This is a genomic window from Acinetobacter sp. GG23, assembly GCF_057766365.1.
The window spans coordinates 48412-72673 of sequence record NZ_JBYMDJ010000010.1; the positions used below are offsets into that span (position 1 = coordinate 48412).

The window sequence follows — 24262 nt, forward strand, 5'->3', positions numbered from 1 at the left end:
AAAATTTTATCACTCTGCTGTATCTTTAATCCACACAACAGAGTGATTATTCAAATCATTTTTGTACTTTATTACGAATAATAATCGGACAATTTTTGAATTGAGCCGCCTGAACCACAGCTTCCTGTTCGCCTAACAGACGTGATAATTCAGTTTTTTTGGTATTTGAAGACTGTCCCATATTGACTGAAACACTTGGGCCAATACCCCAGCCACCACGACTGCCCCAACCACCGCCAACACCGACACCCACGCCTACACCAGTGCGCTTCGGTGTCTGTACACCATTGTCGACATATTGCTGAATGCGGTTATATTCACTTTGTAATTGTTGACAGTTCAATGCCTGATACTGCGTTGGTGATACATAAGTCGGTTTGACCGTGGTCGCACATGCAGCTAATACAAGCGTACTACCTAGTAACAGGGTTAAATATATTGTTTTCATGGAAAACCTCAAATCTTTTTTTGCTCAATTTCATTGAACAATGATTGATAGGCTTGCGTCAATTTATGATCAGTAGCCAAATGAATTAAAGGCTGATTTTTAAGATGTGATTCTTTCATTAAAATGGACGGCGGCAACATACTTTCCAAAACAGGCAAACCTTCATCTTTGAGTTGTTGTACCACTTCACGTGGCAATTTTGCCTGAGCTTGAAACTGATTCACCACAATGCCTTCAATTTCCAGACGGTCGTTATGATCATCTTGGGTTTCGATGACATTTTCAATCAGGGTTTTTAAAGCACGTTTCGAGAAAACATCACAATCAAAAGGAATCAGTACCCGCTCGGCGGCAATCAGTGCAGATAAAGTAAAGAAGTTGAACGCGGGTGGCGTATCAATATAAACCCGGTCATATTGTCCAGCCAACTGTTGCAAGGCATCACGTAATTTATAAATTTTATGTTTCGATTCCAACGCATGTGCCAGTGTACCCAAGGTCGGACTGGCAGGAATCACATCCAAATTCTTAAAGGGTGATTGATGGACATAGCTTTCCAGGCCTTTGGAACGATTCTTTAAAATTGAACCAATCGCATTGCTTAAAAGCCCCTTACTTTGGGTATTGCCCAGAACTTCTTCAAAATAATTTTCAACATTCGGCTCCAATGCAGGTTTATCAACCGAGTAAGTCGCATCATCTCCCAACAAATATTGGCTGGAATTGGCTTGAGGATCGAGATCAATCAGCAAAGTTTTAAAACCTTGATGTGCACTGATTGCCGCTAAATTTACGGCAATACTTGACTTGCCTACCCCACCTTTTTGATTAAAAACCACACGTGTCCGCATTGCAGCCCTCTATGCTTTATATTTATGTATTACTTACAGTTTAACCTACCCGCCTTGCTTCAAAAACAATTATGTCTAACAATTAACCGAAATTTGGCTTAATAATAACTAGACCAATAATTCCAATCAGTGCTATTACAGCAATGGCTAAGCCTGCGCGACGTTGTGCCAATAAAATACTGTCATCTTTTTTATACGCTTTGATTAAAGATGAAAACAAAACCAAGAATAAAACCACCTTGGCATAGAACCATGGTTGCACTTCAAAATTTTTAATTACTAAAGAGGTTACACCAGTCAATATAATTAAGGTCATTGACAAATGTTGAAGTGCCACCAAGAGTTTCCATGCTACAGGATTAGGCTGATTCCCTTTAACCCCGACAAACAGAGTAAAAGCCCGAGCAATCACCACACCAATCAGCAATGCCACAATGCTCATATGTATAATTTTAACTGTCAACTGCATGTCCATTGTTCAATATCCCTTATTCAGATTTGGGTGCCTGGGCACAGTCAGGACTCGGCGTGGCTTGCCCTTCCCATTCCGACGGAACAAAAGCGTGGATTGCCAGTGCATGAATACGGCTTGGGCTCAGTAAATCACCTGCAGCAGCATAAATTTTTTGATGACGTTGCACTAAACGTAAACCCTGAAAAATATCACTGACCACAATCACTTTAAAATGCGATTCTTTACCCGGGAAATAACCGCCATGACCTGACGATTCATTTACCACTTCTAAATGTGTCGGAGATAAATCCTGAAGGCGTTGAATCAGTTGTTGTTCTAAAGTCATAATCATATTCCCAAATTACTTAAGCGCTGGGTTGATTATAGCCTGTTCCGCTTCAATCTTTACCCTAAACCCGCTAAATCATTCAACAGTTTTAATGAGTGATCATTCTGATTTAGATTATTTTTGCTTACAAAATCATCAAAAGCCTGAAAAATGGTTTTATTTTATGCAATTGATACAAGTTTTTTCACAAAGTTATTGACCCTGTTTTTGCATACTGTATTATACACGGCATGCGGGAATAGCTCAGTTGGTAGAGCATAACCTTGCCAAGGTTGGGGTCGGGAGTTCGAGTCTCCTTTCCCGCTCAAATTTTTAAGTGTAAGTTTTTTATAAAACTGCTCAATTTGCGGAAATAGCTCAGTTGGTAGAGCATAACCTTGCCAAGGTTGGGGTCGAGAGTTCGAGTCTCTTTTTCCGCTCCAAATTCAAAAAGCCCTTACCGGAAGATAGGGGCTTTTTTTATATTGATTTTTAAGTATATTTTATATATTTCATTCAATATATCTCAGGTAACTTTATTATTTCTCATCGCAATATAATTTAGCTTTGTGACCCAATCGTGCCCAACTTTTATAAATGATCTTAAATTACATTAAATTTTCTTAAACTATTTACAAAATATCCAGTCATATCATTTCGCTTTCTTAAAGTCTATTTTAAGCAAAAAATTGTGACCGTGGCCATTTTTTTATGACCAAACAACTACCCAATACCATGATTATTAATAATTTTATTAAAAACAAATAAATCTCTGACTTAGATATCTACATGCTCACAAATACGATCAAGTGTATCTAAGTCGATTCGGGTCAACTCTCCATTATAAAGTTTATGCAAAGTCGTTTTATTAATTCCAGTACCACAAATTAAATCAGTAACCCGCATTTTTCTTTCTGCCAATAAAATTGGTAATTTGCAAATAACCAATAAAAATTCTACCAATCCAATGAATTCTTGCAAAAATACAATTATGACATCTACCTACCTTGCCGCCCAACAACTGGCTGAAAAAACTCAGTACGACGCCCGTACTATTTGCAACCAACTTAAAGACAGTATCTTTAATGAAGGTGTTCACTACATCCGTCCTTTTGGTGGTTAATGTGTGCTGATAAAAACGTAGGCTTGAACTTGGTAAACAACAATATTCATGAGGAGTTTACATGAGCAAAAAACAAAAGATTTATAACGATCAATTCAAAGCTGAAGTCATTAAATTGATTAAACAGAAAGATGACAATGTCAGTGCTACCGCACGTGAACTTGGCATCTCAATGCAGACACTTTCAAATTGGTTCAACAAGGCAAAAACCGGAAGGCTAGCAGGGACAAAACAAGATAATCCAAATCTTATTGCCCCTATTAGAAGAAAACAAAAAAATGAAGAATCTGCTTAAAATTGCTGAAATGGAGCGAGAATTCTTAAAAAAAGCGGCAGCGTACTTCGCCAAAGAAAGTCAGTGAAGTACGCACTAATGAAAAAGTATAAATCTTCTTTCCCGATTAGTTTCTTGGTTCGTCAATTGAGTGTTTCTGTTTCAGGTTTCTATGATTGGTTGCGTAACGGATTGAGCCGTCGAGCTATACAATTTAATCAAAAATCAATCCTCGTTAAATTAGTGCAGCTAGAAACTCAAGAAATTTATGGGCAATTTACTTGGCGCTATTTTACTGATTTTCTCCGCAGCCATCTTGTCTTTACAGACACAAAAAACCCGGCAGGTGTCGGGCTTTTTTCATTAAATTTAGGAAGCGAGCAAATTGCGCAAGACATAGTGCAAGATACCACCGGCCTTAAAGTATTCCACCTCATTCAAGGTATCAATGCGGCACAACACTCGAAAATGGCTACACGTACCATCGCTATCTTGCACATCAACTTGCAGCATTTGATGCGGATGAATATCGTCCGACAAGCCTAAAATTGACAGTGTTTCATGTCCGGTTATGTTCAATATCTGCCGGTTCTGACCCTCTACAAACTGTAAAGGTAACACCCCCATGCCGATCAGATTGGAACGGTGAATCCGCTCAAAACTTTCAGCAATCACCGCTTTCACTCCCAATAGGTTGGTGCCTTTGGCCGCCCAGTCACGTGAAGAACCAGTGCCATATTCTTTCCCGGCAATAATCACTAGTGGGGTTTGTTCTGCCTGATAGCGCATTGCCGCATCATAAATCGAGAGTTTTTCTGCACTTGGAATATGCAGGGTATTGCCACCTTCCTCCCCACCTAGCATTTCATTTTTGATGCGGATATTGGCAAAGGTGCCTCGCATCATCACCTCATGGTTGCCACGGCGGGAGCCATAAGAGTTAAAGTCTTTTGCATTAACCCCCTGTTGCTGCAAATATCGTCCAGCCGGACTATCTTTTTTGATATTGCCTGCAGGGGAAATATGGTCCGTCGTGACTGAATCGCCCAATACAGCCAAAATCCGTGCCTGTTTGATCTGCTGAACTGGTCGCACCGGCTGATCAATTTCTGCAAAAAAGGGTGGATGTCGGATATAGGTCGATTGTTCATCCCAAGCATAGGTTTGACTTTGTGGAATCTGGATCGCTTTCCACTTAGCATCGCCTTCAAATACTTCCGCATATTCTTTATGGAACATCTCGGTATTCACGTTCTGCAGTGCGGCATCGATTTCCACCTGTGTCGGCCAGATATCTTTTAAATAAACCGCTTGGCCATCAAAGCCCTCACCTATCGGCTCAGTAGTGAGATCAGTTCGAATATTCCCGACCAAACCATAGGCAACAACCAAGGGTGGAGACGCTAGCCAGTTTGTTTTCACCAATGGATGCACCCGTCCTTCAAAGTTACGGTTTCCGGAGAGCACTGAGGCTACATTCAAATCGAAACATTGCACAGCCTCTTCAATCGCTTCAGGCAAAGGTCCCGAATTACCAATACAGGTGGTACAGCCATAACCAACCAGGTTATAACCCAGCCGATTCAAATAAGGCATCAACCCTGCTGCATTGAGATAATCGGTGACTACCTTGGAACCTGGAGCCAGTGAACTTTTCACCCAAGGTTTCCGCTGCAAACCTTTTTCGAGTGCTTTTTGGGCTAATAGTCCTGCTGCCAACATGACACTGGGATTCGAGGTATTGGTACAGGAGGTAATGGCTGAAATCACCACATCGCCATGCTGCAACGGATATTTTTTATCATCAATGACGCAAAAAGCACTTTCATGGGGCAGATTGGCTTGTTTCGCTTCAACAGCCATGCCTCCCCCCCCTTCATTTTCCAGACGCTCTTTTTCCTCTTTGACCGGTTTCAACGTCAGTTCCATGAAGGCATCAAAGGTTTTTGGTACTTGCGACAATAGCACACGATCCTGTGGACGTTTCGGACCCGCCAGACTGGCTTCTACCGTTGACATATCTAAAGCCAGAGTGTCTGTAAAGACTGGTTCATCCCCCGGATTGCGCCACAATCCTTGCAACTTGCTATAGGCCTCTACCAAGGCAATTCTTTCGGGCTGACGTCCAGTTAAACGTAAATAGGAAAGAGTCACCTCATCAATCGGGAAAAAGCCACAGGTAGCGCCATACTCGGGTGCCATATTGGCAATAGTGGCACGGTCAGCCAATGGTAAATCGGCCAGACCATCGCCATAAAATTCGACAAATTTTCCAACTACGCCTTTTTTGCGCAGCATCTGGGTAATGGTCAGCACCAGATCAGTTGCTGTAATACCTTCTTTGAGTTTACCGATGAGCTTAAAACCGATCACTTCCGGAATCAGCATGGAGATCGGTTGGCCCAGCATGGCCGCTTCCGCTTCGATGCCGCCTACCCCCCAACCTAATACGCCTAAGCCATTGATCATGGTGGTATGTGAGTCAGTACCGACCAAGGTATCAGGAAAGGCAAAGTGCTGCCCCTCGACCTCATTGCTCCAAACAACTTGTGCCAGATGTTCCAGATTGACCTGATGGCAAATCCCGGTTCCTGGCGGTACCACGCGAAACTGATTGAGCGCCGCCTGTCCCCAACGCAGAAACTGGTAGCGCTCGCCATTGCGTTGCATCTCAATTGCAACATTCTGCTCAAAAGCTTGCGGGCTGGCAAAGTAATCGACCATCACCGAGTGATCGATGACTAAATCCACCGGTGACAACGGATTAATTTTTTCCGGATCACCGCCGGCTTTGGCCACCGCTGCACGCATCGCGGCAAGATCAACCACTGCGGGAACACCGGTAAAATCCTGCATCAGCACCCGTGCCGGACGATACTGAATTTCCTGTTCTGAGGTTTGGTTGTTTAACCACTCTGCCAGCGCATGAATATGCTCGGTTTTCACCGTGAGCTGATCTTCAAAACGCAGTAAATTTTCCAGTAAAATTTTTAAAGATTTTGGCAGCCGGGACAGGTCGCCCAACTGCACTTGCAATTTGGATAGGTTGAAAATCTGATAGTGTTCTGAACCGACGGTTAATGTTTCTAAGGTATTAAAACTATTGATATCACTATACTTAGCCATCTAGTTTCCCTCCGGCTTGAGATGTTATTTTTATGATCACAGTCAACTACTTCTTTACTTACTGTATGCCAACTGCGCGGCGGGTTTGTTATTATTTATTATCGGATTGCGCTAGGCAGTTAAAATGCAGGGCTGCTAGATTGTAAAGTCTAATTAGATTTCTTTAATCTAATAGGATCTAATCAGCTAATACAGCACTTCATTACCAATCTATCCTATCAACCGGTACAGTTCATTTAGCTGCCTTTACTGTGGCTGAGTTTAAATCAGCCAGAACTTTAAACTACAGTAACTTTTCTTGGCGTTGCACACTTTTGTACCAACAATGTTCGCGAAAAAGTAATTGCATTCAAGCAAGCAGTCTTCAATGTGGTTTTAATAATCGAGATGATTATTGCAGAAAAAATTCACTTCTGAGTCCCAAAATAGGCAATCGAAACTCCCCCCTGCCTACGACGTTACTTTTTGCGAAGGCTCAATTGGATATCATCAGATGGATATTATGGGTGAAGCATTGGGTATTCCTCGACAAACCATTGTAAAACTAGGCACGCAAGAGGCAGATCTTTCTGTTAAAGAAGTCGATGAAATTATTAGCTCTATTTGTGAGGTTGCAAGCCGATTCAATAAAATCACTCAAGAAAGATTACCTGAGCAGATTAGATCGGAGACTCTCCAAATAATCCAAAGCCGGATTGAAAATAAATTGACCTTTTAACTAAAAAATAAATACCGATCATTCATCAATATTTTGATTACTTCTACTTGCGAAATTGAGTACTCAAAACCAACTTTTTACCAATCAGTAAAAATTAAAAATAGTAAAAAATGTATGTTGGCAATTATTGTTGAATATAAACAACTTTAAAAGTGACCAACTTCTTTTTACTCTACCCTACATTAAATTACATCCAAAAACATTAACAACATAAATATATGTTTTATATATATTTAATTTAGTGTCACTTTAATAAATTTAATGTAATTTATGTCGGTGAATCTTGCCAAGGTTGGGGGGTCGAGAGTTCGAGTCTCTTTTTCCGCTCCAAATTCAAAAAGCTCTTATCGAAAGATAGGGGCTCTTTTTCATGCCGTAACAGTTTAAAATCCAATCCATCATTCCCATTTTGCATAAGCTTTTCGTCATTTACGCATTTCAATCGCTTAAAGATTAGGCATAATCTTACCCTTTTAAAATACCCCCTCTTTTCAAGCATTCCACGACTGTGTATAACAATGGACAGTTTAGGGAAATCAATAAGCATAGGCAAATGACGTCAAAACACGTTAGACTATGCAGCAATCAATGCAAGCAAAATGTCATTTGAGACAAAAAGAAGGTGAAGATTGATGCCGCTCAATACCGTTGAAGAGCTCGTAGCAGATATCCGTGCAGGAAAAATGGTCATCCTGATGGATGATGAAGATCGTGAAAATGAAGGTGATTTAGTCATTGCGGCCACACACGTACGTCCGGAAGACATCAACTTTATGATCACCCATGCACGTGGTTTAGTCTGCCTGACTTTAAGTAAGGAGCGTTGCCAACAGTTAAATCTACCTCTTATGGTCGATGCTAACGGCGCACAACACGGTACCAACTTCACACTTTCAATTGAAGCCACGAATGGCATTACTACAGGTATTTCCCCTGCAGAACGCGCACATACAATTCAAACTGCGGTTGCGGCACATGCAAAACCGGCGGATATCGTACAACCCGGTCATATTTTTCCATTGATGGCTCAACCAGGTGGTGTATTGCACCGTGCCGGTCATACTGAAGCCGGTTGTGACTTGTCTCGTTTAGCAGGTCTTGAACCCGCTTCTGTAATTTGTGAAATTATTAATGAAGATGGCACAATGGCACGCCGTCCAGACCTTGAAGTTTTCGCAGAAAAACATGGTTTGAAAATTGGTACGATTGCTGACCTAATTCACTATCGTATGACCAATGAGCAAACAGTTGAACGTATTGATCAACAAATGCTAGATACCGAATACGGTACCTTTGAATTGTTCCGTTACCGTGAACTGGGTAATCCAGATATTCATTTGGCTTTGGTCAAAGGTCAGCCCAAAGAAGGCATCACCACTGTGCGTGTCCATGGCTTCAATCCGGCACGTGACTTACTTAAACTGAATAAACAAGATGGCGAACCCGCTTGGAATTTAGATAAAGCATTGAAAACGATTGCCGATAGTGATCGCGGGATCTTGGTCTGGATTGGTCAACGCCACCTACAAGATTTAGGCCCTGCACTGGACAGCTTAACTGCACCGAAACCAACAAAATCCAATGCTGCCCTTTCACAGCAATATCAAACCATTGGGGTTGGCGCACAAATTTTACGTGATTTGGGCGTTGAAAAAATGAAGCTGCTTAGCTCTCCATTACGTTTCAATGCACTCTCAGGCTTTAACTTAGAAGTGGTGGAATACGTCACCGCACAACAAACATCTTAAGAAATAAACGAGGTTGCTATGGCAGTTCGCCGTATTGAAGGTATGTTACATCTCGCGAGCGAAGGCCGTTACGCGATTTTAGTCGGTCGCTTTAATAGCTTTGTGGTTGAACATTTACTAGAAGGTGCAATTGATACATTGAAACGTCATGGTGTATCAGAGGATAATATCACTGTTGTTCACGCACCTGGCGCTTGGGAACTTCCTGTCGTTGCAAAAAAACTTGCCGCTTCAGATCGTTTTGATGCGATCATTGCACTTGGCGCCGTGATTCGTGGTAGCACGCCTCACTTTGACTTTGTGGCGGGTGAATGTGCCAAAGGTTTAGGCGTTGTTGGCCTCGACACTGGCTTGCCAGTCATCAACGGTGTATTGACTACGGATAGTATTGAACAAGCGATTGAACGCTCTGGAACAAAAGCAGGTAATAAAGGTGGTGAAGCTGCCCTTACTGCAATTGAAATGGTTAACTTGTTAAAGGCTATTTAACGCTATGTCGCAAACACTTCAAGCAACTTATGCAGCAAAACGTAAAGCACGCCGCTTTGCTGTACAAGGAATTTATGAATGGCAGATGAGCCACAATCCAGTACATGAAATTGAAGCACGTACGCGTGTGGAAAATGCCATGCATAAAGTGGATCTGAGCTATTATCATGAATTGTTGACTCAAGTGGTTGCCAATCATGAAGCATTGGATGCGCTCTTAATCCCAGTACTGGATCGCGAACTTTCAGCACTTGATGGTGTTGAACTTGCGACTTTACGTCTAGGCGCGTATGAACTGAAAGACCATCTTGAAGTTCCTTATCGCGTCGTTTTAGATGAATCAATTGAGCTTGCTAAACACTTTGGCGGTGCAGACAGCCATAAATACATCAATGGTGTATTGGACCGTTTAGCCACCAGCTTACGTGCAGCAGAAAAGCAACAAGCCAACTAATTTTTAAGTAGACTTGTTGCATGGCTGAGTTTTCGATTATTGACACCTATTTCAATCGTCAGACTGTTACATCTACCGATGTCAATTCTGTCGATTTAGGTATTGGTGATGACTCAGCCTTGCTTACTCCCCCACCCAACCAACAACTGGTCATCTGTGCCGACACCTTGGTTGCGGGTCGACATTTTCCTTTAAATACCGCTGCACATGCCATCGGCTGGAAATCTGTTGCTGTCAATTTATCTGATATTGCTGCAATGGCTGCCAAACCACATAGCATTCTTCTTGCATTGAGCTTACCCCAAATTGATCATGATTGGCTGAAAGGCTTCAGTCAGGGTTTATATGAGTGTTGCGATCAATTTGGGGTCCGTTTAATTGGTGGTGACACCACTCAAAGTCCTCATTTGACCATTTCTGTCACGGCCTTGGGCTGGATCGAAACAGGCAAAGCCGTACCACGTTCCGGTGCTCAAGTGGGTGACTATGTTTGCGTAAGCGGAACAGTTGGCGATGCAGCGTACGCCTTGCAACATTTGGGACACCCTCTACAACAACGTCTCGATTATCCAACGCCACGTTGTCAGCTCGGTCAACAGTTAAAAGGCTTGGCATCAAGCATGATTGATGTATCTGATGGCTTGGCCCAGGACTTAGGGCACATCCTTAAAGCATCACATGTCGGTGCAACTTTGGATTTAGACCAACTACCGGTTAATGCCGCTTTAAAAAAACTACAACAAGAAAAGCAATGGCAATACGCACTCGCGGGTGGCGATGACTATGAATTATGCTTTACAATAAGCCGGCAAAATTATGAAAAAATTTTGCAACAACAATTAGATGTCAACATTACCAAGATTGGACAAATCACCCAACAAAAAGGCTTAACTTTTGTGCAGAATGGCGTAGATCATTCGCTGCAATTTTATGGATACCAACACTTTGCATAAACCCAGCATCAACTTTAAAGACATGTCATGGTCAAACCGCTGCATCGTGTTTTGTGGTGTGGGATTCGGCTCTGGACTTGCCCCTAAAGCACCCGGAACATTCGGTTCCGCTTTTGCATTGCTGTTTATTCCTGCATGGTTAAGTCTGGGTTTTTTAAATAGCCTTTTTGCCATTGTCATCATGTCCTTAATTGGCATATATATCTGTGGTCAAACTGCCAAAGTCATGGGTGTTCATGATGATGGTCGTATTGTCTGGGATGAGTTTGCCGGGCAGTCCATTACCTTTCTACCCCTCATTTTTTTAGGGCACATGAGCTGGTTATGGGTACTGGTTGGATTTGCCTTATTTCGTTTGTTTGATGTATGGAAACCTTGGCCTATTCGCGTAATCGATCGTCAAATCGGTGGCGGCTTTGGCATTATGTTTGACGATATTATCGCCGGCATTTGGGCTGCACTATGCATTTACATTTATCTATCGTTCCTGATGGCTTAAGCTAAAAATTGTAGGATTACACATGTCTACTAGCGTTATTATTCTTGCTGCAGGTAAAGGGACACGTATGCGTTCTAGTTTACCGAAAGTATTACAACCTCTTGCAGGGCGTCCTTTACTGGGTCATGTGATTGAAACTGCAAAAAAACTCAATGCGGCAAATATTATTACCATTTATGGTCATGGTGGCGATAAAGTACAACAAGCCTTCGCGCAAGAACAAGTTCAATGGGTGGAACAAGCAGAACAGCTCGGAACAGGTCATGCCGTAAAAGTAACACTTCCCGTACTTCCAGTTGAAGGCGTATCCCTTATTCTTTCGGGGGACGTACCTTGCGTCACTCAAAATACCTTGCAACGCCTCCTTGATGCTTCAGCCCAAACCGGTATTGGTATTGTGACTTTAACTGTTGATGATGCAACAGGCTATGGTCGTATTGTGCGTGAAAATGGGCAAATTCAAGCCATTGTCGAACATAAAGACGCCAGCGATGAACAACGTAAAATTAAAGAATTTAATACTGGTATCTACTGTGTCAGTAATGCCAAATTGCATCAATGGTTACCCAAGCTTTCCAATGAAAATGCGCAAGGTGAGTATTACCTGACTGACATTATTGCTATGGCGATTACAGACGGCTTAGAAGTGGCTTCTGTTGAACCGGAACTTGCTTTTGAAGTTGAAGGGGTCAATGACCGTGTGCAACTGGCAGCATTGGAACGTGAATTCCAAAGTTATCAGGCAAAAAAATTAATGCAGCAAGGCGTGCATTTGATCGACCCTGCTCGTTTTGACTTACGTGGTAACTTAAGCGTGGGTCAGGATGTTCGTATCGACATCAATGTGATCATTGAAGGTGATTGTGAATTTGGTGATCATGTAGAAATTGGTGCAGGTTGTGTCATCAAAAATACCGTAATTGCATCAGGCACCAAAGTTCAACCGTATAGCATCTTTGATCATGCTGTAGTGGGTAGTGATACCCAAATTGGGCCATTTGCACGCTTGCGTCCCGGTGCAAAATTGGCAAATGAAGTGCATATTGGTAACTTCGTTGAAGTGAAAAATTCAAGCATTGGTTTTGGCTCTAAAGCCAATCACTTCACTTATTTAGGTGATGCTGAAGTGGGTGCAGGTTCAAATATTGGTGCGGGCACCATTACCTGTAACTATGATGGTGCAAATAAATATAAAACTATTATTGGCGATGCTGCTTTTATTGGTTCAAATAGCTCACTGGTTGCTCCTATAAGTATTGGAAATGGGGCAACGATTGGCGCAGGCTCTGTCATTACTCGTGATGTTGCCGAGAATAGTCTGGCTTTTGAACGCTCAAAACAACTGATTAAAGAAAACTATCAACGCCCCCAAAAACTGAAAAAATAAGAGGATTTAAATATGTGCGGAATTGTCGGTGGCGTTGCTGAACGTAATATTAGCAATATTTTAATTGAAGGCTTAAAACGTCTTGAGTACCGTGGTTATGATTCAGCCGGTGTTGCGCTGATTAATGGCGGCCATGTACTGCGTGAACGTCGTGTCGGTAAAGTAGTGAATTTAGAACAAGCGGTAAATGAAGCTGAGATTCAAGGTTCACTCGGTATTGCACACACCCGTTGGGCAACCCATGGCAAACCGACTGAAAATAATGCTCATCCGCATATTTCAGGTACTGTTGCCGTGGTTCATAACGGAATCATCGAGAACTACCAGGAACTTAAAGATGATCTTGAAGCTTTAGGTTATGTGTTTACTTCACAGACAGATACCGAAGTGGTTGCACATTTAGTCAATGATGCCTTGAAATCGACTTCTAGTCTTTTGACTGCAGTACAACAAGTGGTTCCGCAACTTAAAGGAGCCTACGCACTCGGAATTGTACATACCGATTATCCGGATGAACTGATTACCGTTCGTGAAGGCTCACCTTTAGTGATTGGTGTCGGGATTGGCGAAAATTTTATCAGTTCGGATCAACTGGCTTTACTTCCAATTACCAACCGCTTTATTTACCTTGAAGAAGGTGATATTGCGCGTTTAACCCGTACCAGTATTGAAGTATTTGTAAATGACCAATTGGTTGAACGTCCTGTTAAAGAACTGGATGCAACTGTAAGTAATGCTTCTAAAGGTGAATACAAACACTACATGCTCAAAGAAATTTACGAGCAACCAGAAGCGATTCAGCAAACCATTTCCCAAGCCTTGAACGGAAATATTTTACGTGAAGATTTCTTAAAAGAGGCGGTAGTTGATTTTGAAAAAATTCAACAAGTGCAAATTATTGCCTGTGGTACCAGTTACCATGCCGGCATGATTGCAAAATACTGGTTTGAACAACTGATTGATTTGCCTTGCCAGGTTGAAATTGCCAGCGAATTCCGCTATCGCACCCCAGTCATTGTAAATAACACACTCTATGTGTGTATTTCTCAATCAGGTGAAACGGCGGATACTTTGGCTGCACTTCGTGATACACAAAAACGGGCTGCTGCAAAAAATTTAAAAATTGCAACCTTGACCATTTGCAATGTGGCAACCTCTTCAATGGTTCGTGAAACCCACCACAGTTTACTCACTTTGGCGGGACCAGAAATTGGGGTGGCATCGACCAAAGCTTTCACCACGCAACTTGCCGCACTCATGTTGTTGGTTTTAAAAATTGGGCAAGTGAAGCAAAGTATTACTGCTGAAAAAACCACTACGATCATTACTGATTTATGGCATGTACCGAAAGTAATTTTAGATACCCTGCAAAAAGATAAAGATATTTTGCGTTTATCTGAACTCTTTGTAGAAAAGCAACACTGCTTATTCTTGGGTCGTGGTACAGAGTTCCCGATTGCCCTTGAAGGTGCCTTGAAACTGAAAGAAATTTCTTATATCCATGCTGAGGGCTATGCTGCAGGTGAACTCAAACATGGTCCACTCGCACTGGTGGATAATGACATGCCTGTGGTGATTCTTGCCCCTCAAGACGACATGCTGGATAAACTCAAATCCAATATGGAAGAAGTTCAAGCCCGCGGTGGTGAGTTGTTTGTATTTGCCGATGAAAACAGTGGAATTAAAGGAAAAGATCGTCAACATGTAGTACATGTCCCAAGTATCAGTCCGATCCTTGCTCCAATTGTTTACAGTATCCCGGTACAACTCTTGTCTTATCATGTAGCAGTATTACGTGGTACCGATGTCGATCAGCCTCGAAATCTGGCAAAATCCGTTACAGTCGAATAAAAAATGAATAAAGGCTGGTTTGAACCAGCCTTTTTCTTATGCCTTAATGAGAAAAGTCATGACCAAACTCACTTGTTTTAAAGCCTATGATATTCGTGGAAAACTCGGCAGCGAATTGAACGAAGAAATTGCCTATAAAGTTGGCCGTGCTTATGGTCAAATCTATCAACCAAAATCAGTCGTGGTTGGTTGTGATATCCGTCTAAGCAGTGAAGGTCTTAAACAGGCCACAATTCGCGGTTTAAATGATGCTGGCGTCAATGTTTTAGATTTAGGCATGACCGGTACAGAAGAGGTCTATTTCGGCGCCTTCCATCTTAATGTACAAGGTGGTATCGAAATTACCGCCAGCCATAATCCGATGGATTATAACGGCATGAAATTGGTGCGTGAAAATGCACGTCCTATCAGTGCTGACACTGGACTTAAACAGATTCAGGCTCTAGCTGAAACAGAAAACTTTATTGAAGCTTCAAAAAAAGGCAGTACGGAAAAATACAATATATTGCCTGAATTTATTGAACATCTTATGACTTACATTGATGTTTCAAAAATTCGTCCAATGAAATTGGTGATGAATGCTGGTAATGGTGCAGCAGGTCATGTTGTAGATGCCATTGAAGAAAAATTTAAGCACCTGAATGTACCGATTGAATTTATCAAAATCAACAACGAAGCTGATGGTACTTTTCCGAATGGTATTCCCAACCCGATTTTAATTGAAAATCGTCACAGTACCCAGAATGCTGTGAGTGAATATCAAGCCGATATGGGCATTGCTTGGGATGGTGACTTTGACCGCTGTTTCCTCTTCGATGAGGAAGGTCAATTCATTGAAGGTTATTACATTGTGGGTCTGCTTGCTCAAGCGTTCTTAATGAAACAATCGGGTGAGAAAATTGTTCATGATCCCCGTCTAATCTGGAATACATTAGCTGTTGTTGATGAGCATCAGGGTATTGCTGTGCAATCCAAATCCGGACATGCTTTTATTAAAGACGTGATGCGTGAACACAATGCAGTGTATGGCGGTGAAATGAGTGCGCATCATTATTTCCGTGATTTCGCGTATTGCGATAGCGGCATGATTCCTTGGTTATTGGCGGTTGTGCTGTTGTCTGAAACCAAACAATCATTATCCAGTCTTGTCAAAGAGATGATCTCTAAATTCCCCTGTTCGGGTGAAATCAACTTTAAAGTTGCAGATACTCAAACAACGATTCAAAAACTTTTTGATCACTATGCCGATCAAAAGCCAGTAATAGACAAAACGGACGGCGTTAGTCTGGACTTTGGTACATGGCGCTTTAATGTTCGCACTTCAAATACCGAACCACTATTGCGTTTAAATATCGAAAGTCGCCGTGATAAAAATCCAAGACCCATGCAAGACTATGTGGATGAATTAACTTTACTCATTCAAAGTTAATTTAATTGGAGCAATAAAAATGGGAGCCTATACGCTCCCATTTTTTTAGATTACTTAGTTTTGATAACCATTCGGATTTTGTTTTTGCCAGTTCCAGCTATCTGCTAACATATCTTCTAAAGCATATTGTGGTGTCCAACCCAGCTCTGACACTGCACGTGCATTATCCGCAAAAGAGGTTGCCACATCCCCTTCACGTCGTGGAGCAAATTCAAATGCAACCGCTATACCGTTCACTTTTTCAAAGGTATTTTTAACTTGAAGCACAGATGAACCATTGCCGGTACCAATATTCCAGGCACGACAACCTTGCGCATTTAAACGGTTATTCAAGGCACATAAATGCGCATTAGCCAAATCAACCACATGAATATAGTCACGCACGCCTGTACCATCAACAGTGTCATAGTCCTGACCAAAAATAGAGAGTTTTTCTCGACGCCCTACAGCCACCTGAGTCACATAAGGCATCAAATTATTGGGAATCCCTTGTGGATCTTCACCAATACGTCCACTTTTATGTGCACCGACCGGATTAAAATAGCGAAGTAGCGCAATCGACCAACGTTCATCTGCAATTGATAATTTTTGCAAGAGTTGTTCAACAATCAGTTTGGTGTAGCCATAGTTATTACTTGGCATACCTGTTGGCATCTCTTCATTTAGCGGAGATGTATTTGCTTCATCATAAACGGTTGCAGATGAGCTAAAAACCAAATTAAAAATTTCTGCGCGTTCCATTGCTCTAACCAGGCTAATGGAACCTGCAATGTTATTATCAAAATAGGTCAATGGAATTTGCTGACTTTCGCCCACCGCTTTCAAACCGGCAAAATGAATCACTGCATCAACCGGATATTGCTGAAAGACTTGATCCAGAACTTGTGCATCCCGAATATCACCTTCAACAAAGGCTAAGGTTTTACCGGTCAACTGTTGCACACGGTTAAGAGACTCTTCTGAACTATTGCAAAGATTATCCAGAACCACAACTTCATGTCCTGAATTTAACAGTTCAACACAGGTATGCGAACCAATATAACCTGCCCCACCTGTTACTAAAATTTTAGCCATCTGATTTCCCTAGTAATATCTGAATTAACCCTTGAGTAGAGGCATCTAAACTCGAAATATCTTCTACATCTCCATTTAAAATCGGCAACAGCTGATTGGCAATTTCTTTGCCTTTTTCAACGCCCCATTGATCGAATGGATTGATATTCCAAAGTACAGACTGCACAAATACCTTATGCTCATACATGGCAATCAGCATACCTAAACTATAGGGATTTAATTCTTGCAATAAAATGGTCGTGCTCGGTTGATTACCCGAATATTGCTTATATCGCGCTAAATTTTCTAATTCATCTTGATCAAGTGCCTGATTACCAAATGCCAATAAACGCGACTGCGCCAAGCAATTCGATAATGCTAAATGGTGCTGCTCTACCAATGCTTCTGCATTTTCTGCATAGGTAAACTGATTGGAATTATAACGTTGCACCGGAGCAATAAAGTCACAACTTACTGCCTGTGTACCTTGATGTAACAATTGATAAAAGGCATGCTGGGCATTCGGCCCCACTTCACCCCAGACAATCGGGCAGGTATCTAATTGTACTTTTTCACCATTGCGCTGAATCGACTTACCATTCGATTCCATTTCCAGCTGCTGCAGGTAAGAGGCAAAGTATTTCAGGCGGCCATCATAAGGCAATACTGCATGGGTTTGAATATCAAGAAAGTTGTTATTCCAAACGCCAAGCAAGCCCATCAGTACCGGAATATTCTGATTTAAAGGTGCTGTTTGGAAATGTTGATCAAGAGCATGCGCACCGGCAAGCAACTGCTTAAAACCCTCTACACCAATGGTTAAAGCGATTGGCAAGCCAATACAGGACCAGAGAGAATAACGACCACCGACCCAATCCCACAGTAGAAACTGATTTTCCTCGGCAATTCCCCATTCGGTCATTTTTTCAGGTTTGGTCGAAACACCGACAAAATGATGTTTCAGCATCTGACTATGTTGACCAAAGGCTTTTTCGAGCCATAAACGCGCGGTTTGTGCATTCGATAAGGTATCGATGGTGCCGAAGGACTTGGAAGAAATAATAAATAAAGTCGTTTCTGGACGCAGCTTGTGCAAGAGTTCGGACAACTGACTGCCATCAATCGTTGAAACAAAATGGACATCCAGTGATTTTACAGTCGCCTGCTTAAAGTCAGATAAAGCCTGGGACACCATCAGGGGGCCCAAATCTGATCCACCGACCCCAATATTCACCACATCCTGAATCACTTCACCGGTTGCACCACGACATTGTCCAGCATGGATTTTTTCCACCAGGCTAAACATGCGTTGTAATTGATCATGCACCTGAGCTGAAAGTTGTGAATGTACTTGATCATTTTCAGGCAGACGCAGCGCCCAATGCATAGCTGCGCGCTGTTCAGTGTAATTAATGTGCTGCTCGGAAAAAAGTTTCTTAATCCATTGCCCTAAGTTTTGGGTTTCAGCAAACTCAATCAAATGCTCTAGTACACTTTGATCAATACGATGCTTACTAAAATCGACTACAAGCTGTTCAAATACGACTGAGAATTTTTCGAAACGCTGCTCATCTTGTGCAAACAGGTTATTTAAATGTAGTTTCTGAAATTGTTGTTTTAAATGTTCAAGCGTCGTCAAAATAGGCTGCTCTTCATTAAGAGCAAAAGACTGAATTGGCTGAGTCATTAGCGTCCTACTCCCATATAAGCAAAGCCTTGTGCCTTTACATAAGCCGGATCAAAAATATTACGCCCATCTAAAATTAATGGATGCTGCATGGTATGCAATAATTTTCTGTAGTCTGGACTCCAATATTGTTTCCAGGCAGTTAATAAACACAATGCATGTGCATTTTGCACCGCTTTATACTGATCATTACATAAGATCAGATCATCCCGCTGCCCATACAAGGCTTCTATTTCAGCCAATGCTTGTGGGTCATGCAGCTGAACCATCACACCTTGTGCCCATAAGGCTTCCAGCATAATATGGATTGGAGATTGCTGAATCCGTGAAGTATTTTCTTTAAACGATGCGCCCCAAATAGCAACAGTTTTGCCTTTTAGATCACCTTGGAAATAATTCCATAATTTTCTGAACAACAGCTCTTTTTGTTGCTGATTAATTTCCCACACTTGCGCCAAAAGCTGACTCTTTACCCCGCTCCCAGACACGGTATGAGATAAAGTCAAAATATCATGCGAGAAATTTTCGCCACCAAAACCGGAACCCGGACTTAAATACGACAGGCCAATGCGACTATCTGCCCCCATTCCCTGACGCACATGCTCAATATCGATGCCTAATTTTTCTGCGACAATGGCCAGATCATTAATATAGCTAATACGTGTGGCCAACATGCCGGAAATACTCAGCTTGGTAAATTCAGCATCCAAAATTGGCATAAATAAATAGTTTTGCTCTAGAGGAAATAAAGGACGCATTAATTCCTTAATTTTTAAGCGGGCAGCATCTTGGGTTAAACCGACAATCAGCTGTTTCGCTTGAGTCAAACTGACCAAAGCATTGCCTTCCTGTACGGTATCCGGCAAATAGACCCATTCATCTTGAGGCAGAATCTGCTGGAATTTCTCTGTGCTGTGGAGTCCCAAAGTAGAGGCATTGATCATTAACTTTGGATGAATAATCGCACGCTGTTGTAATTGCGCTAAAAGCTCTAATCCTGCCTGTTCTTCGGTCGGGCTAAAACTGAATAAATAAGCATCGACATCTAAGGGCAGATCAATAAATTCACAAAATTTTAAAAATCCGCTGCGGACTTGTTTTTCTAATAGATGATTAACCGATTCATCTTGAAAGTAATGGGCCTGCTGGCGCAAATCTGGACAGCTATCGCACCAATATACTTGATGTCCACATTCAGCCAATAAGGCGGCCATCACACCGGCATATAATGTTTTTCCGAATACTGAGACCTTCATAATCGTGTTCTTTTTTTAAAGTGAGAGTTCTTGGATCAGGAGTTTAAAATCTGTACCGAGTTGCGGATGCTCAACCCCATAATGCAACACCGCTTTGAGATAGCCGAGCTTGCTGCCACAATCAAAAGTCTGACCTTTCATACGATAAGCTTCAACCAATTCGGTTTTTTGCAACGCTGCGATCGCATCGGTCAACTGGATTTCATTACCGGCACCTTTCGGCGTATTTTCAAGCAGCTGCATAATTTTTGCAGGTAAAACATAGCGACCCACGACAGATAGATTGGACGGTGCCGTACCCACTGCCGGTTTTTCAACAATGCCCTGCATTACCATGCTTTCACCTTCATTCGGTGAATGTTTAACATCGACAATGCCATATTGATTAACCAAATGATCAGGCACTGCTTCCACCATAATTTGTGCAGCTTGTGACGCATTGAAACGTTGAATCATCAGACTTAGATCATTGACTGGATCATGATCTTTGACCAATACATCTGGCAATAAAACAGCAAAGGGTTCATTGCCAATCACGGATTTAGCACATAATACTGCATGCCCCAGGCCTAAGGGCTGTGGCTGACGTACACTCACCACACTGACATGCGGAGGTAAAATTTCAGTAATTTCTTTGAGCAAATCAAATTTTTTTTTATGCTCGAGTATTGTTTCCAGCTCGAAATTACGGTCAAAATAATTTTCAATTGAAGACTTGGACGAATGAGTGACCAGAACAATTTGTTCAATGCCGGCCGCTACTGCTTCACGTACTACATATTCGATCGCAGGACGATCAATCACTGTCACCATTTCTTTGGGAATGGATTTACTGGCAGGCAAGAAACGAGTACCTAGACCTGCAACCGGGAGAATGGCTTTTTTGATCATCATCATACCTAACTTTAATTTACTTTAATTTCTTTACCGCGATGATAGCCATCAACATAATGCTCTAATTGTGTTAATGCCCAATTTATATCGTCATCAATAGCGGTAAGTGTATTAATTTTTTCAAAAATTTCAATTAACTCATCTAAAGGATAATGTTTTTCAAAAGATCTTAAAATACGAGTATGTTGCGTAATTTCAGTATCTTCGTGATCAATGAGTAACTCTTCGTATAGTTTTTCACCTGGACGCAAACCGGAATACTGAATTTCAATATCACCATTTTGAGAACCTGTTTCACGCACTTTTAGACCACTCAAGGCAATCATTTGGCGGGCCAAGTCCTGAATACGAACCGGTTCTCCCATATCCAACAAAAATACATCACCGCCCTGCCCCAAAGCACCCGCCTGAATCACCAGCTGTGAAGCCTCTGGAATAGTCATAAAATATCGGGTTACATCCGGATGGGTCACCGTGATGGGGCCGCCTTTAGCAATTTGTTGCTTAAATAAAGGAACAACCGAACCGGATGAACCCAGAACATTACCAAAACGTACAATACTGACCTGAGTCTGATTTTGTGCCACAGCCATAGCTTGACAATACAATTCAGCCATACGTTTTGATGCGCCCATAACATTGGTGGGACGCACGGCTTTATCGGTTGAAATCAGGACAAAGGTTTCTACACCTTTCTTTACAGCCGCATTTAAGCTAAAGGCTGTACCAATCGAGTTATTTTTGAGTCCCGCAAGTGGATTACATTCAACTAAAGGGACATGTTTATAAGCAGCGGCATGATAAACAGTTTGTACTTGATATTGTTCAATGATTCTTTCTAATTTTGCCTGATCTAGCACCGTGCCCAAAATAGGAATAATTTCAATTTCAGAGCGTAAATTTAATTCTTTATCAATACTGTACAGCGCAAATTCTGTCAGTTCATAAATTACTAATTTTTTAGGCTGATTTTTAATAATTTGACGACAAAGTTCAGAACCAATTGAACCCCCTGCACCTGTCACCATGACCACCTTATTCTGAATATTTTTTGCTAAAAGTTCAGGAATAGGCGGCACCGGATCGCGTCCTAATAAATCAATAATGTCAATTTCTTGAATATCTGAAATACGGATTTCGCCATCGACCAGCTTGGTTAAGCCTGGAATTTCGGTAATTTTAAGATGTGCAGGTTCCAAAAATTTAACAATTTCATTTTTACGGATACGGCCCACTGAAGGTAGAGCGATGAGTATTTCATCTACCTGATGTTTGGCAAATAAATTTAAAGCATGGGAAGGAGGATAAACCCGTAACCCTCCAATCATTTGACTTGATAAAGAAATATCATCATCAATGAAAAATACCGGAAAATGTTCATTAGAGCGATGGAGCGTAGCAGCAACCTGCTGCCCAGCATAACCTGCACCGTAAATAGCTACACGTTTACGTGGGATATCGGACTGCAGGTAAGACTTTACAAGGGCCCGAATTAAACCGCGACTCAGCCAGATCCAGGCAAACATCATAAAACCGAACATCATGGGAATAGATGTAGGAATAAATGCATGCGTAAAATATGCCATGCCATATAAACCAATGACTGTCAGCACTGTAGCCATTGCCAATTTGGCAATAAATGCTTCATTAAATGTGCGAACAATAAAGCGGTAAATACCGCAAATCCATAAAGCTAAAACTGCTAAAAAACTGACCCATAAAGTACCAAAAGCCAGATTGGGAATAACTTCTGTACCGAGGTTAAATTGACGAATGGCATAGCAGAGCCAGATAAGTATAGGAAAGATCACGAAATCTAAAACAATAAGAAAACTTTGTTTTAAGTGTCTCGGTGCGGTAGCAAATGGAACAATCATTGATTTCACGGGGCAAAGGCTTCTTTTCAATTCTATTAGATAGTTAGCTTAGATAAGCTTCTTAGATAAGCTTTTGTTTATCCAGATTCCCAAGCATTTAATTAATTTTTTACATGATATGGAGAGTATATATTTTTACTCTCCATATCCATGTATAAAATGTTAAAGCTGATTAATGACTTGCTGAGTTACCGTTACCGTTTTATGCATACTTTCCTGACTTAAGGTCGGGTGAACTAAAAACATTAAGCTGGTTTCACCTAATGTTTTAGCATTTACAAGTCTTTCAACTGGACGCCAAGGCGTACCATCAAAAGCATGCTCTAAATAAACTTCCGAACATGAACCACTAAAACACGGCACACCTAAAGCTGCAATTTCATTCATGATCCGGTCACGTGACCAACCTTCAGGTAAGGCTTCAATATTGACCTGTACATAACATTTATATGCTGCATGTACATAATTTACAGATGGGCGATGTACGGTAAAATATGGACTGTTTTCAAATACAGCTAAAATCTTTTCCATATTTGCATTACGTTTCTGCGTCCACTCTGCCATTTTTTTCAGTTGAATTCGTCCAATGACTGCCTGCATTTCCATCATGCGCCAGTTGGTACCAAATGAGTCATGTAACCAGCGAAAGCCTGGTGGGTGCTGCTTGTTATAAATGCTGTCAAAGTTTTTGCCATGGTCTTTATAGGACCACATTTTTTTCCAAAGTAATTCGTCATTGGTGGTGACCATTCCACCTTCACCACCTGTGCTCATGATCTTGTCCTGACAGAATGACCAAGCAGCAATATGACCAATTGAACCTGCCGGCTTGCCTTTATATTGTGCACCATGCGCTTGAGCACAGTCTTCAATCACATAAATCCCTTTTTCCTGCGCCAGTTGCATGATCGGATCCATATCACACATCCAACCTGCCAAATGCACGCAAATAATGGCTTTGGTATTGGGAGTAATGACCGCTTCAATAGTTCGACGCGAGATATTTTGTGAATCCAGTTCGACATCGGCAAAGATTGGATTTGCACCCGCTGTCACAATTGAACTGGCAGAAGCTAAAAAAGTACGGGATGTGACAATCACCTCATCCCCTACACCAATGCCTAAGGCTTTAAGTGCAACATCTAAAGCAACTGTACCGTTGGCAAGTGCTACTGCATATTGAGTTCCCGCAAACTGTGCAAATTCTTTTTCGAACTCACGGCATTCCTGTCCTGTCCAGTAATTGACTTTATTGGAAAGCAAGACTTGCGATACGGCATTGGCTTCTTCTTGACTAAAGCTTGGCCATGGTTCAAATGCAGTATTTAACATTACCTATTCCTAGATTTTAAAAAGTTTAAAA

At 41.6% G+C, this 24262-nt stretch carries 21 protein-coding genes, 2 tRNA genes and 2 pseudogenes; 13 read left to right on the forward strand and 12 right to left on the reverse strand.

What is annotated here, in order from left to right:
• Positions 1 to 55: 55 nt before the first annotated feature.
• From AC3CAU_RS14720 to AC3CAU_RS14735, 4 genes are all read right to left on the reverse strand, one after another.
• On the reverse strand, positions 56 to 448 hold the full coding sequence (locus AC3CAU_RS14720) for a hypothetical protein (protein WP_131217747.1): 393 nt from the start codon (positions 446 to 448) through the stop codon (positions 56 to 58).
• A gap of 8 nt (positions 449 to 456) precedes the next feature.
• Positions 457 to 1299, reverse strand: coding sequence for a ParA family protein (locus tag AC3CAU_RS14725; protein WP_447053875.1), 843 nt, complete (start codon positions 1297 to 1299; stop codon positions 457 to 459).
• 82 nt (positions 1300 to 1381) lie between these two features.
• Positions 1382 to 1774 carry a SirB2 family protein gene (locus AC3CAU_RS14730; protein WP_447053874.1) on the reverse strand — a complete coding sequence of 131 codons (393 nt, stop codon included), beginning with the start codon at positions 1772 to 1774 and terminating at the stop codon, positions 1382 to 1384.
• Positions 1775 to 1787: 13 nt separating this feature from the next.
• Entirely contained in the window at positions 1788 to 2099 is a 312-nt protein-coding gene (locus AC3CAU_RS14735; RefSeq protein ID WP_447053873.1) for a BolA family protein, read from the reverse strand.
• A 235-nt stretch (positions 2100 to 2334) separates the two neighbouring features.
• Here AC3CAU_RS14735 and AC3CAU_RS14740 point away from each other — a divergent pair.
• Positions 2335 to 2407: transfer RNA gene (locus AC3CAU_RS14740), tRNA-Gly, on the forward strand.
• 41 nt (positions 2408 to 2448) lie between these two features.
• Positions 2449 to 2524: transfer RNA gene (locus AC3CAU_RS14745), tRNA-Gly, on the forward strand.
• Between the two features lie 334 nt (positions 2525 to 2858).
• On the opposite strand, the gene AC3CAU_RS14750 is transcribed toward AC3CAU_RS14745, so the two are convergent.
• Positions 2859 to 3029 (reverse strand): helix-turn-helix domain-containing protein, encoded by a 171-nt coding sequence (locus tag AC3CAU_RS14750; protein WP_447053872.1) that lies wholly within the window; start codon positions 3027 to 3029, stop codon positions 2859 to 2861.
• Between the two features lie 43 nt (positions 3030 to 3072).
• On the opposite strand from AC3CAU_RS14750, the gene AC3CAU_RS14755 reads away from it, so the two are divergent.
• The gene (locus tag AC3CAU_RS14755) at positions 3073 to 3204 is read left to right on the forward strand and encodes a hypothetical protein (RefSeq protein ID WP_447054374.1); all 132 of its coding nucleotides are present in this window, start codon (positions 3073 to 3075) and stop codon (positions 3202 to 3204) included.
• Between the two features lie 61 nt (positions 3205 to 3265).
• A pseudogene (locus AC3CAU_RS14760) lies at positions 3266 to 3751 on the forward strand (transposase); the annotation flags it as partial.
• A 96-nt stretch (positions 3752 to 3847) separates the two neighbouring features.
• Here the strand turns inward: AC3CAU_RS14760 and acnA are convergent.
• Entirely contained in the window at positions 3848 to 6604 is a 2757-nt protein-coding gene (gene acnA / locus AC3CAU_RS14765; protein ID WP_447053871.1) for an aconitate hydratase AcnA, read from the reverse strand.
• 236 nt (positions 6605 to 6840) lie between these two features.
• On the opposite strand from acnA, the pseudogene AC3CAU_RS14770 reads away from it, so the two are divergent.
• From AC3CAU_RS14770 to AC3CAU_RS14810, 9 genes and pseudogenes are all read left to right on the forward strand, one after another.
• A pseudogene (locus AC3CAU_RS14770) lies at positions 6841 to 7322 on the forward strand (HipA domain-containing protein); the annotation flags it as partial.
• Positions 7323 to 7954: 632 nt separating this feature from the next.
• Complete coding sequence (gene ribBA / locus AC3CAU_RS14775; protein WP_447053870.1) at positions 7955 to 9070, forward strand: bifunctional 3,4-dihydroxy-2-butanone-4-phosphate synthase/GTP cyclohydrolase II; 1116 nt, start codon at positions 7955 to 7957, stop codon at positions 9068 to 9070.
• A gap of 18 nt (positions 9071 to 9088) precedes the next feature.
• Positions 9089 to 9559, forward strand: coding sequence for a 6,7-dimethyl-8-ribityllumazine synthase (ribH, locus tag AC3CAU_RS14780; protein WP_004649641.1), 471 nt, complete (start codon positions 9089 to 9091; stop codon positions 9557 to 9559).
• Between the two features lie 4 nt (positions 9560 to 9563).
• Positions 9564 to 10013 (forward strand): transcription antitermination factor NusB, encoded by a 450-nt coding sequence (gene nusB, locus AC3CAU_RS14785; RefSeq protein ID WP_131217754.1) that lies wholly within the window; start codon positions 9564 to 9566, stop codon positions 10011 to 10013.
• Between the two features lie 20 nt (positions 10014 to 10033).
• A complete protein-coding gene (gene thiL, locus AC3CAU_RS14790) occupies positions 10034 to 10966 on the forward strand; it encodes a thiamine-phosphate kinase (protein ID WP_131217755.1) in 933 nt (310 codons plus the stop codon).
• Positions 10944 to 11465, forward strand: coding sequence for a phosphatidylglycerophosphatase A family protein (locus AC3CAU_RS14795; RefSeq protein ID WP_131217756.1), 522 nt, complete (start codon positions 10944 to 10946; stop codon positions 11463 to 11465). Before thiL ends, AC3CAU_RS14795 begins: the two co-directional genes overlap by 23 nt.
• 22 nt (positions 11466 to 11487) lie before the next feature.
• Positions 11488 to 12852: a bifunctional UDP-N-acetylglucosamine diphosphorylase/glucosamine-1-phosphate N-acetyltransferase GlmU gene (gene glmU, locus AC3CAU_RS14800; RefSeq protein WP_131217757.1), complete on the forward strand. Its 1365-nt coding sequence runs from the start codon at positions 11488 to 11490 to the stop codon at positions 12850 to 12852.
• A 12-nt stretch (positions 12853 to 12864) separates the two neighbouring features.
• Positions 12865 to 14703, forward strand: a complete 1839-nt coding sequence (glmS, locus tag AC3CAU_RS14805; protein WP_447053869.1) for a glutamine--fructose-6-phosphate transaminase (isomerizing) — start codon at positions 12865 to 12867, stop codon at positions 14701 to 14703.
• Between the two features lie 58 nt (positions 14704 to 14761).
• Positions 14762 to 16132 carry a phosphohexomutase domain-containing protein gene (locus tag AC3CAU_RS14810; protein ID WP_447053868.1) on the forward strand — a complete coding sequence of 457 codons (1371 nt, stop codon included), beginning with the start codon at positions 14762 to 14764 and terminating at the stop codon, positions 16130 to 16132.
• Positions 16133 to 16186: 54 nt separating this feature from the next.
• Here the strand turns inward: AC3CAU_RS14810 and galE are convergent, their stop codons facing one another.
• The 6 genes from galE to AC3CAU_RS14840 form a co-directional block, all read right to left on the reverse strand.
• The gene (galE, locus tag AC3CAU_RS14815; protein ID WP_447053867.1) at positions 16187 to 17206 is read right to left on the reverse strand and encodes a UDP-glucose 4-epimerase GalE; all 1020 of its coding nucleotides are present in this window, start codon (positions 17204 to 17206) and stop codon (positions 16187 to 16189) included.
• Positions 17199 to 18872 (reverse strand): glucose-6-phosphate isomerase, encoded by a 1674-nt coding sequence (gene pgi / locus AC3CAU_RS14820; protein ID WP_447053866.1) that lies wholly within the window; start codon positions 18870 to 18872, stop codon positions 17199 to 17201. Before pgi ends, galE begins: the two co-directional genes overlap by 8 nt.
• Positions 18872 to 20128 (reverse strand): nucleotide sugar dehydrogenase, encoded by a 1257-nt coding sequence (locus AC3CAU_RS14825; protein WP_447053864.1) that lies wholly within the window; start codon positions 20126 to 20128, stop codon positions 18872 to 18874. Before AC3CAU_RS14825 ends, pgi begins: the two co-directional genes overlap by 1 nt.
• A gap of 15 nt (positions 20129 to 20143) precedes the next feature.
• The gene (galU, locus tag AC3CAU_RS14830; RefSeq protein WP_447054353.1) at positions 20144 to 21019 is read right to left on the reverse strand and encodes a UTP--glucose-1-phosphate uridylyltransferase GalU; all 876 of its coding nucleotides are present in this window, start codon (positions 21017 to 21019) and stop codon (positions 20144 to 20146) included.
• Positions 21020 to 21033: 14 nt separating this feature from the next.
• Positions 21034 to 22899 (reverse strand): polysaccharide biosynthesis protein, encoded by a 1866-nt coding sequence (locus AC3CAU_RS14835; protein WP_447054352.1) that lies wholly within the window; start codon positions 22897 to 22899, stop codon positions 21034 to 21036.
• Between the two features lie 162 nt (positions 22900 to 23061).
• Complete coding sequence (locus AC3CAU_RS14840; RefSeq protein ID WP_447053863.1) at positions 23062 to 24231, reverse strand: DegT/DnrJ/EryC1/StrS family aminotransferase; 1170 nt, start codon at positions 24229 to 24231, stop codon at positions 23062 to 23064.
• Between the last annotated feature and the right edge of the window lie 31 nt (positions 24232 to 24262).

Bases quoted from the DNA above. Each gene is read 5' to 3' on its own strand.
- AC3CAU_RS14720 (WP_131217747.1), bottom strand. From the start codon at position 448: ATGAAAACAATATATTTAACCCTGTTACTAGGTAGTACGCTTGTATTA.
- AC3CAU_RS14725 (WP_447053875.1), bottom strand. From the start codon at position 1,299: ATGCGGACACGTGTGGTTTTTAATCAAAAAGGTGGGGTAGGCAAGTCA.
- AC3CAU_RS14730 (WP_447053874.1), bottom strand. From the start codon at position 1,774: ATGGACATGCAGTTGACAGTTAAAATTATACATATGAGCATTGTGGCA.
- AC3CAU_RS14735 (WP_447053873.1), bottom strand. From the start codon at position 2,099: ATGACTTTAGAACAACAACTGATTCAACGCCTTCAGGATTTATCTCCG.
- AC3CAU_RS14755 (WP_447054374.1), top strand. From the start codon at position 3,073: ATGACATCTACCTACCTTGCCGCCCAACAACTGGCTGAAAAAACTCAG.
- acnA (WP_447053871.1), bottom strand. From the start codon at position 6,604: ATGGCTAAGTATAGTGATATCAATAGTTTTAATACCTTAGAAACATTA.
- ribBA (WP_447053870.1), top strand. From the start codon at position 7,955: ATGCCGCTCAATACCGTTGAAGAGCTCGTAGCAGATATCCGTGCAGGA.
- ribH (WP_004649641.1), top strand. From the start codon at position 9,089: ATGGCAGTTCGCCGTATTGAAGGTATGTTACATCTCGCGAGCGAAGGC.
- nusB (WP_131217754.1), top strand. From the start codon at position 9,564: ATGTCGCAAACACTTCAAGCAACTTATGCAGCAAAACGTAAAGCACGC.
- thiL (WP_131217755.1), top strand. From the start codon at position 10,034: ATGGCTGAGTTTTCGATTATTGACACCTATTTCAATCGTCAGACTGTT.
- AC3CAU_RS14795 (WP_131217756.1), top strand. From the start codon at position 10,944: ATGGATACCAACACTTTGCATAAACCCAGCATCAACTTTAAAGACATG.
- glmU (WP_131217757.1), top strand. From the start codon at position 11,488: ATGTCTACTAGCGTTATTATTCTTGCTGCAGGTAAAGGGACACGTATG.
- glmS (WP_447053869.1), top strand. From the start codon at position 12,865: ATGTGCGGAATTGTCGGTGGCGTTGCTGAACGTAATATTAGCAATATT.
- AC3CAU_RS14810 (WP_447053868.1), top strand. From the start codon at position 14,762: ATGACCAAACTCACTTGTTTTAAAGCCTATGATATTCGTGGAAAACTC.
- galE (WP_447053867.1), bottom strand. From the start codon at position 17,206: ATGGCTAAAATTTTAGTAACAGGTGGGGCAGGTTATATTGGTTCGCAT.
- pgi (WP_447053866.1), bottom strand. From the start codon at position 18,872: ATGACTCAGCCAATTCAGTCTTTTGCTCTTAATGAAGAGCAGCCTATT.
- AC3CAU_RS14825 (WP_447053864.1), bottom strand. From the start codon at position 20,128: ATGAAGGTCTCAGTATTCGGAAAAACATTATATGCCGGTGTGATGGCC.
- galU (WP_447054353.1), bottom strand. From the start codon at position 21,019: ATGATCAAAAAAGCCATTCTCCCGGTTGCAGGTCTAGGTACTCGTTTC.
- AC3CAU_RS14835 (WP_447054352.1), bottom strand. From the start codon at position 22,899: ATGATTGTTCCATTTGCTACCGCACCGAGACACTTAAAACAAAGTTTT.
- AC3CAU_RS14840 (WP_447053863.1), bottom strand. From the start codon at position 24,231: ATGTTAAATACTGCATTTGAACCATGGCCAAGCTTTAGTCAAGAAGAA.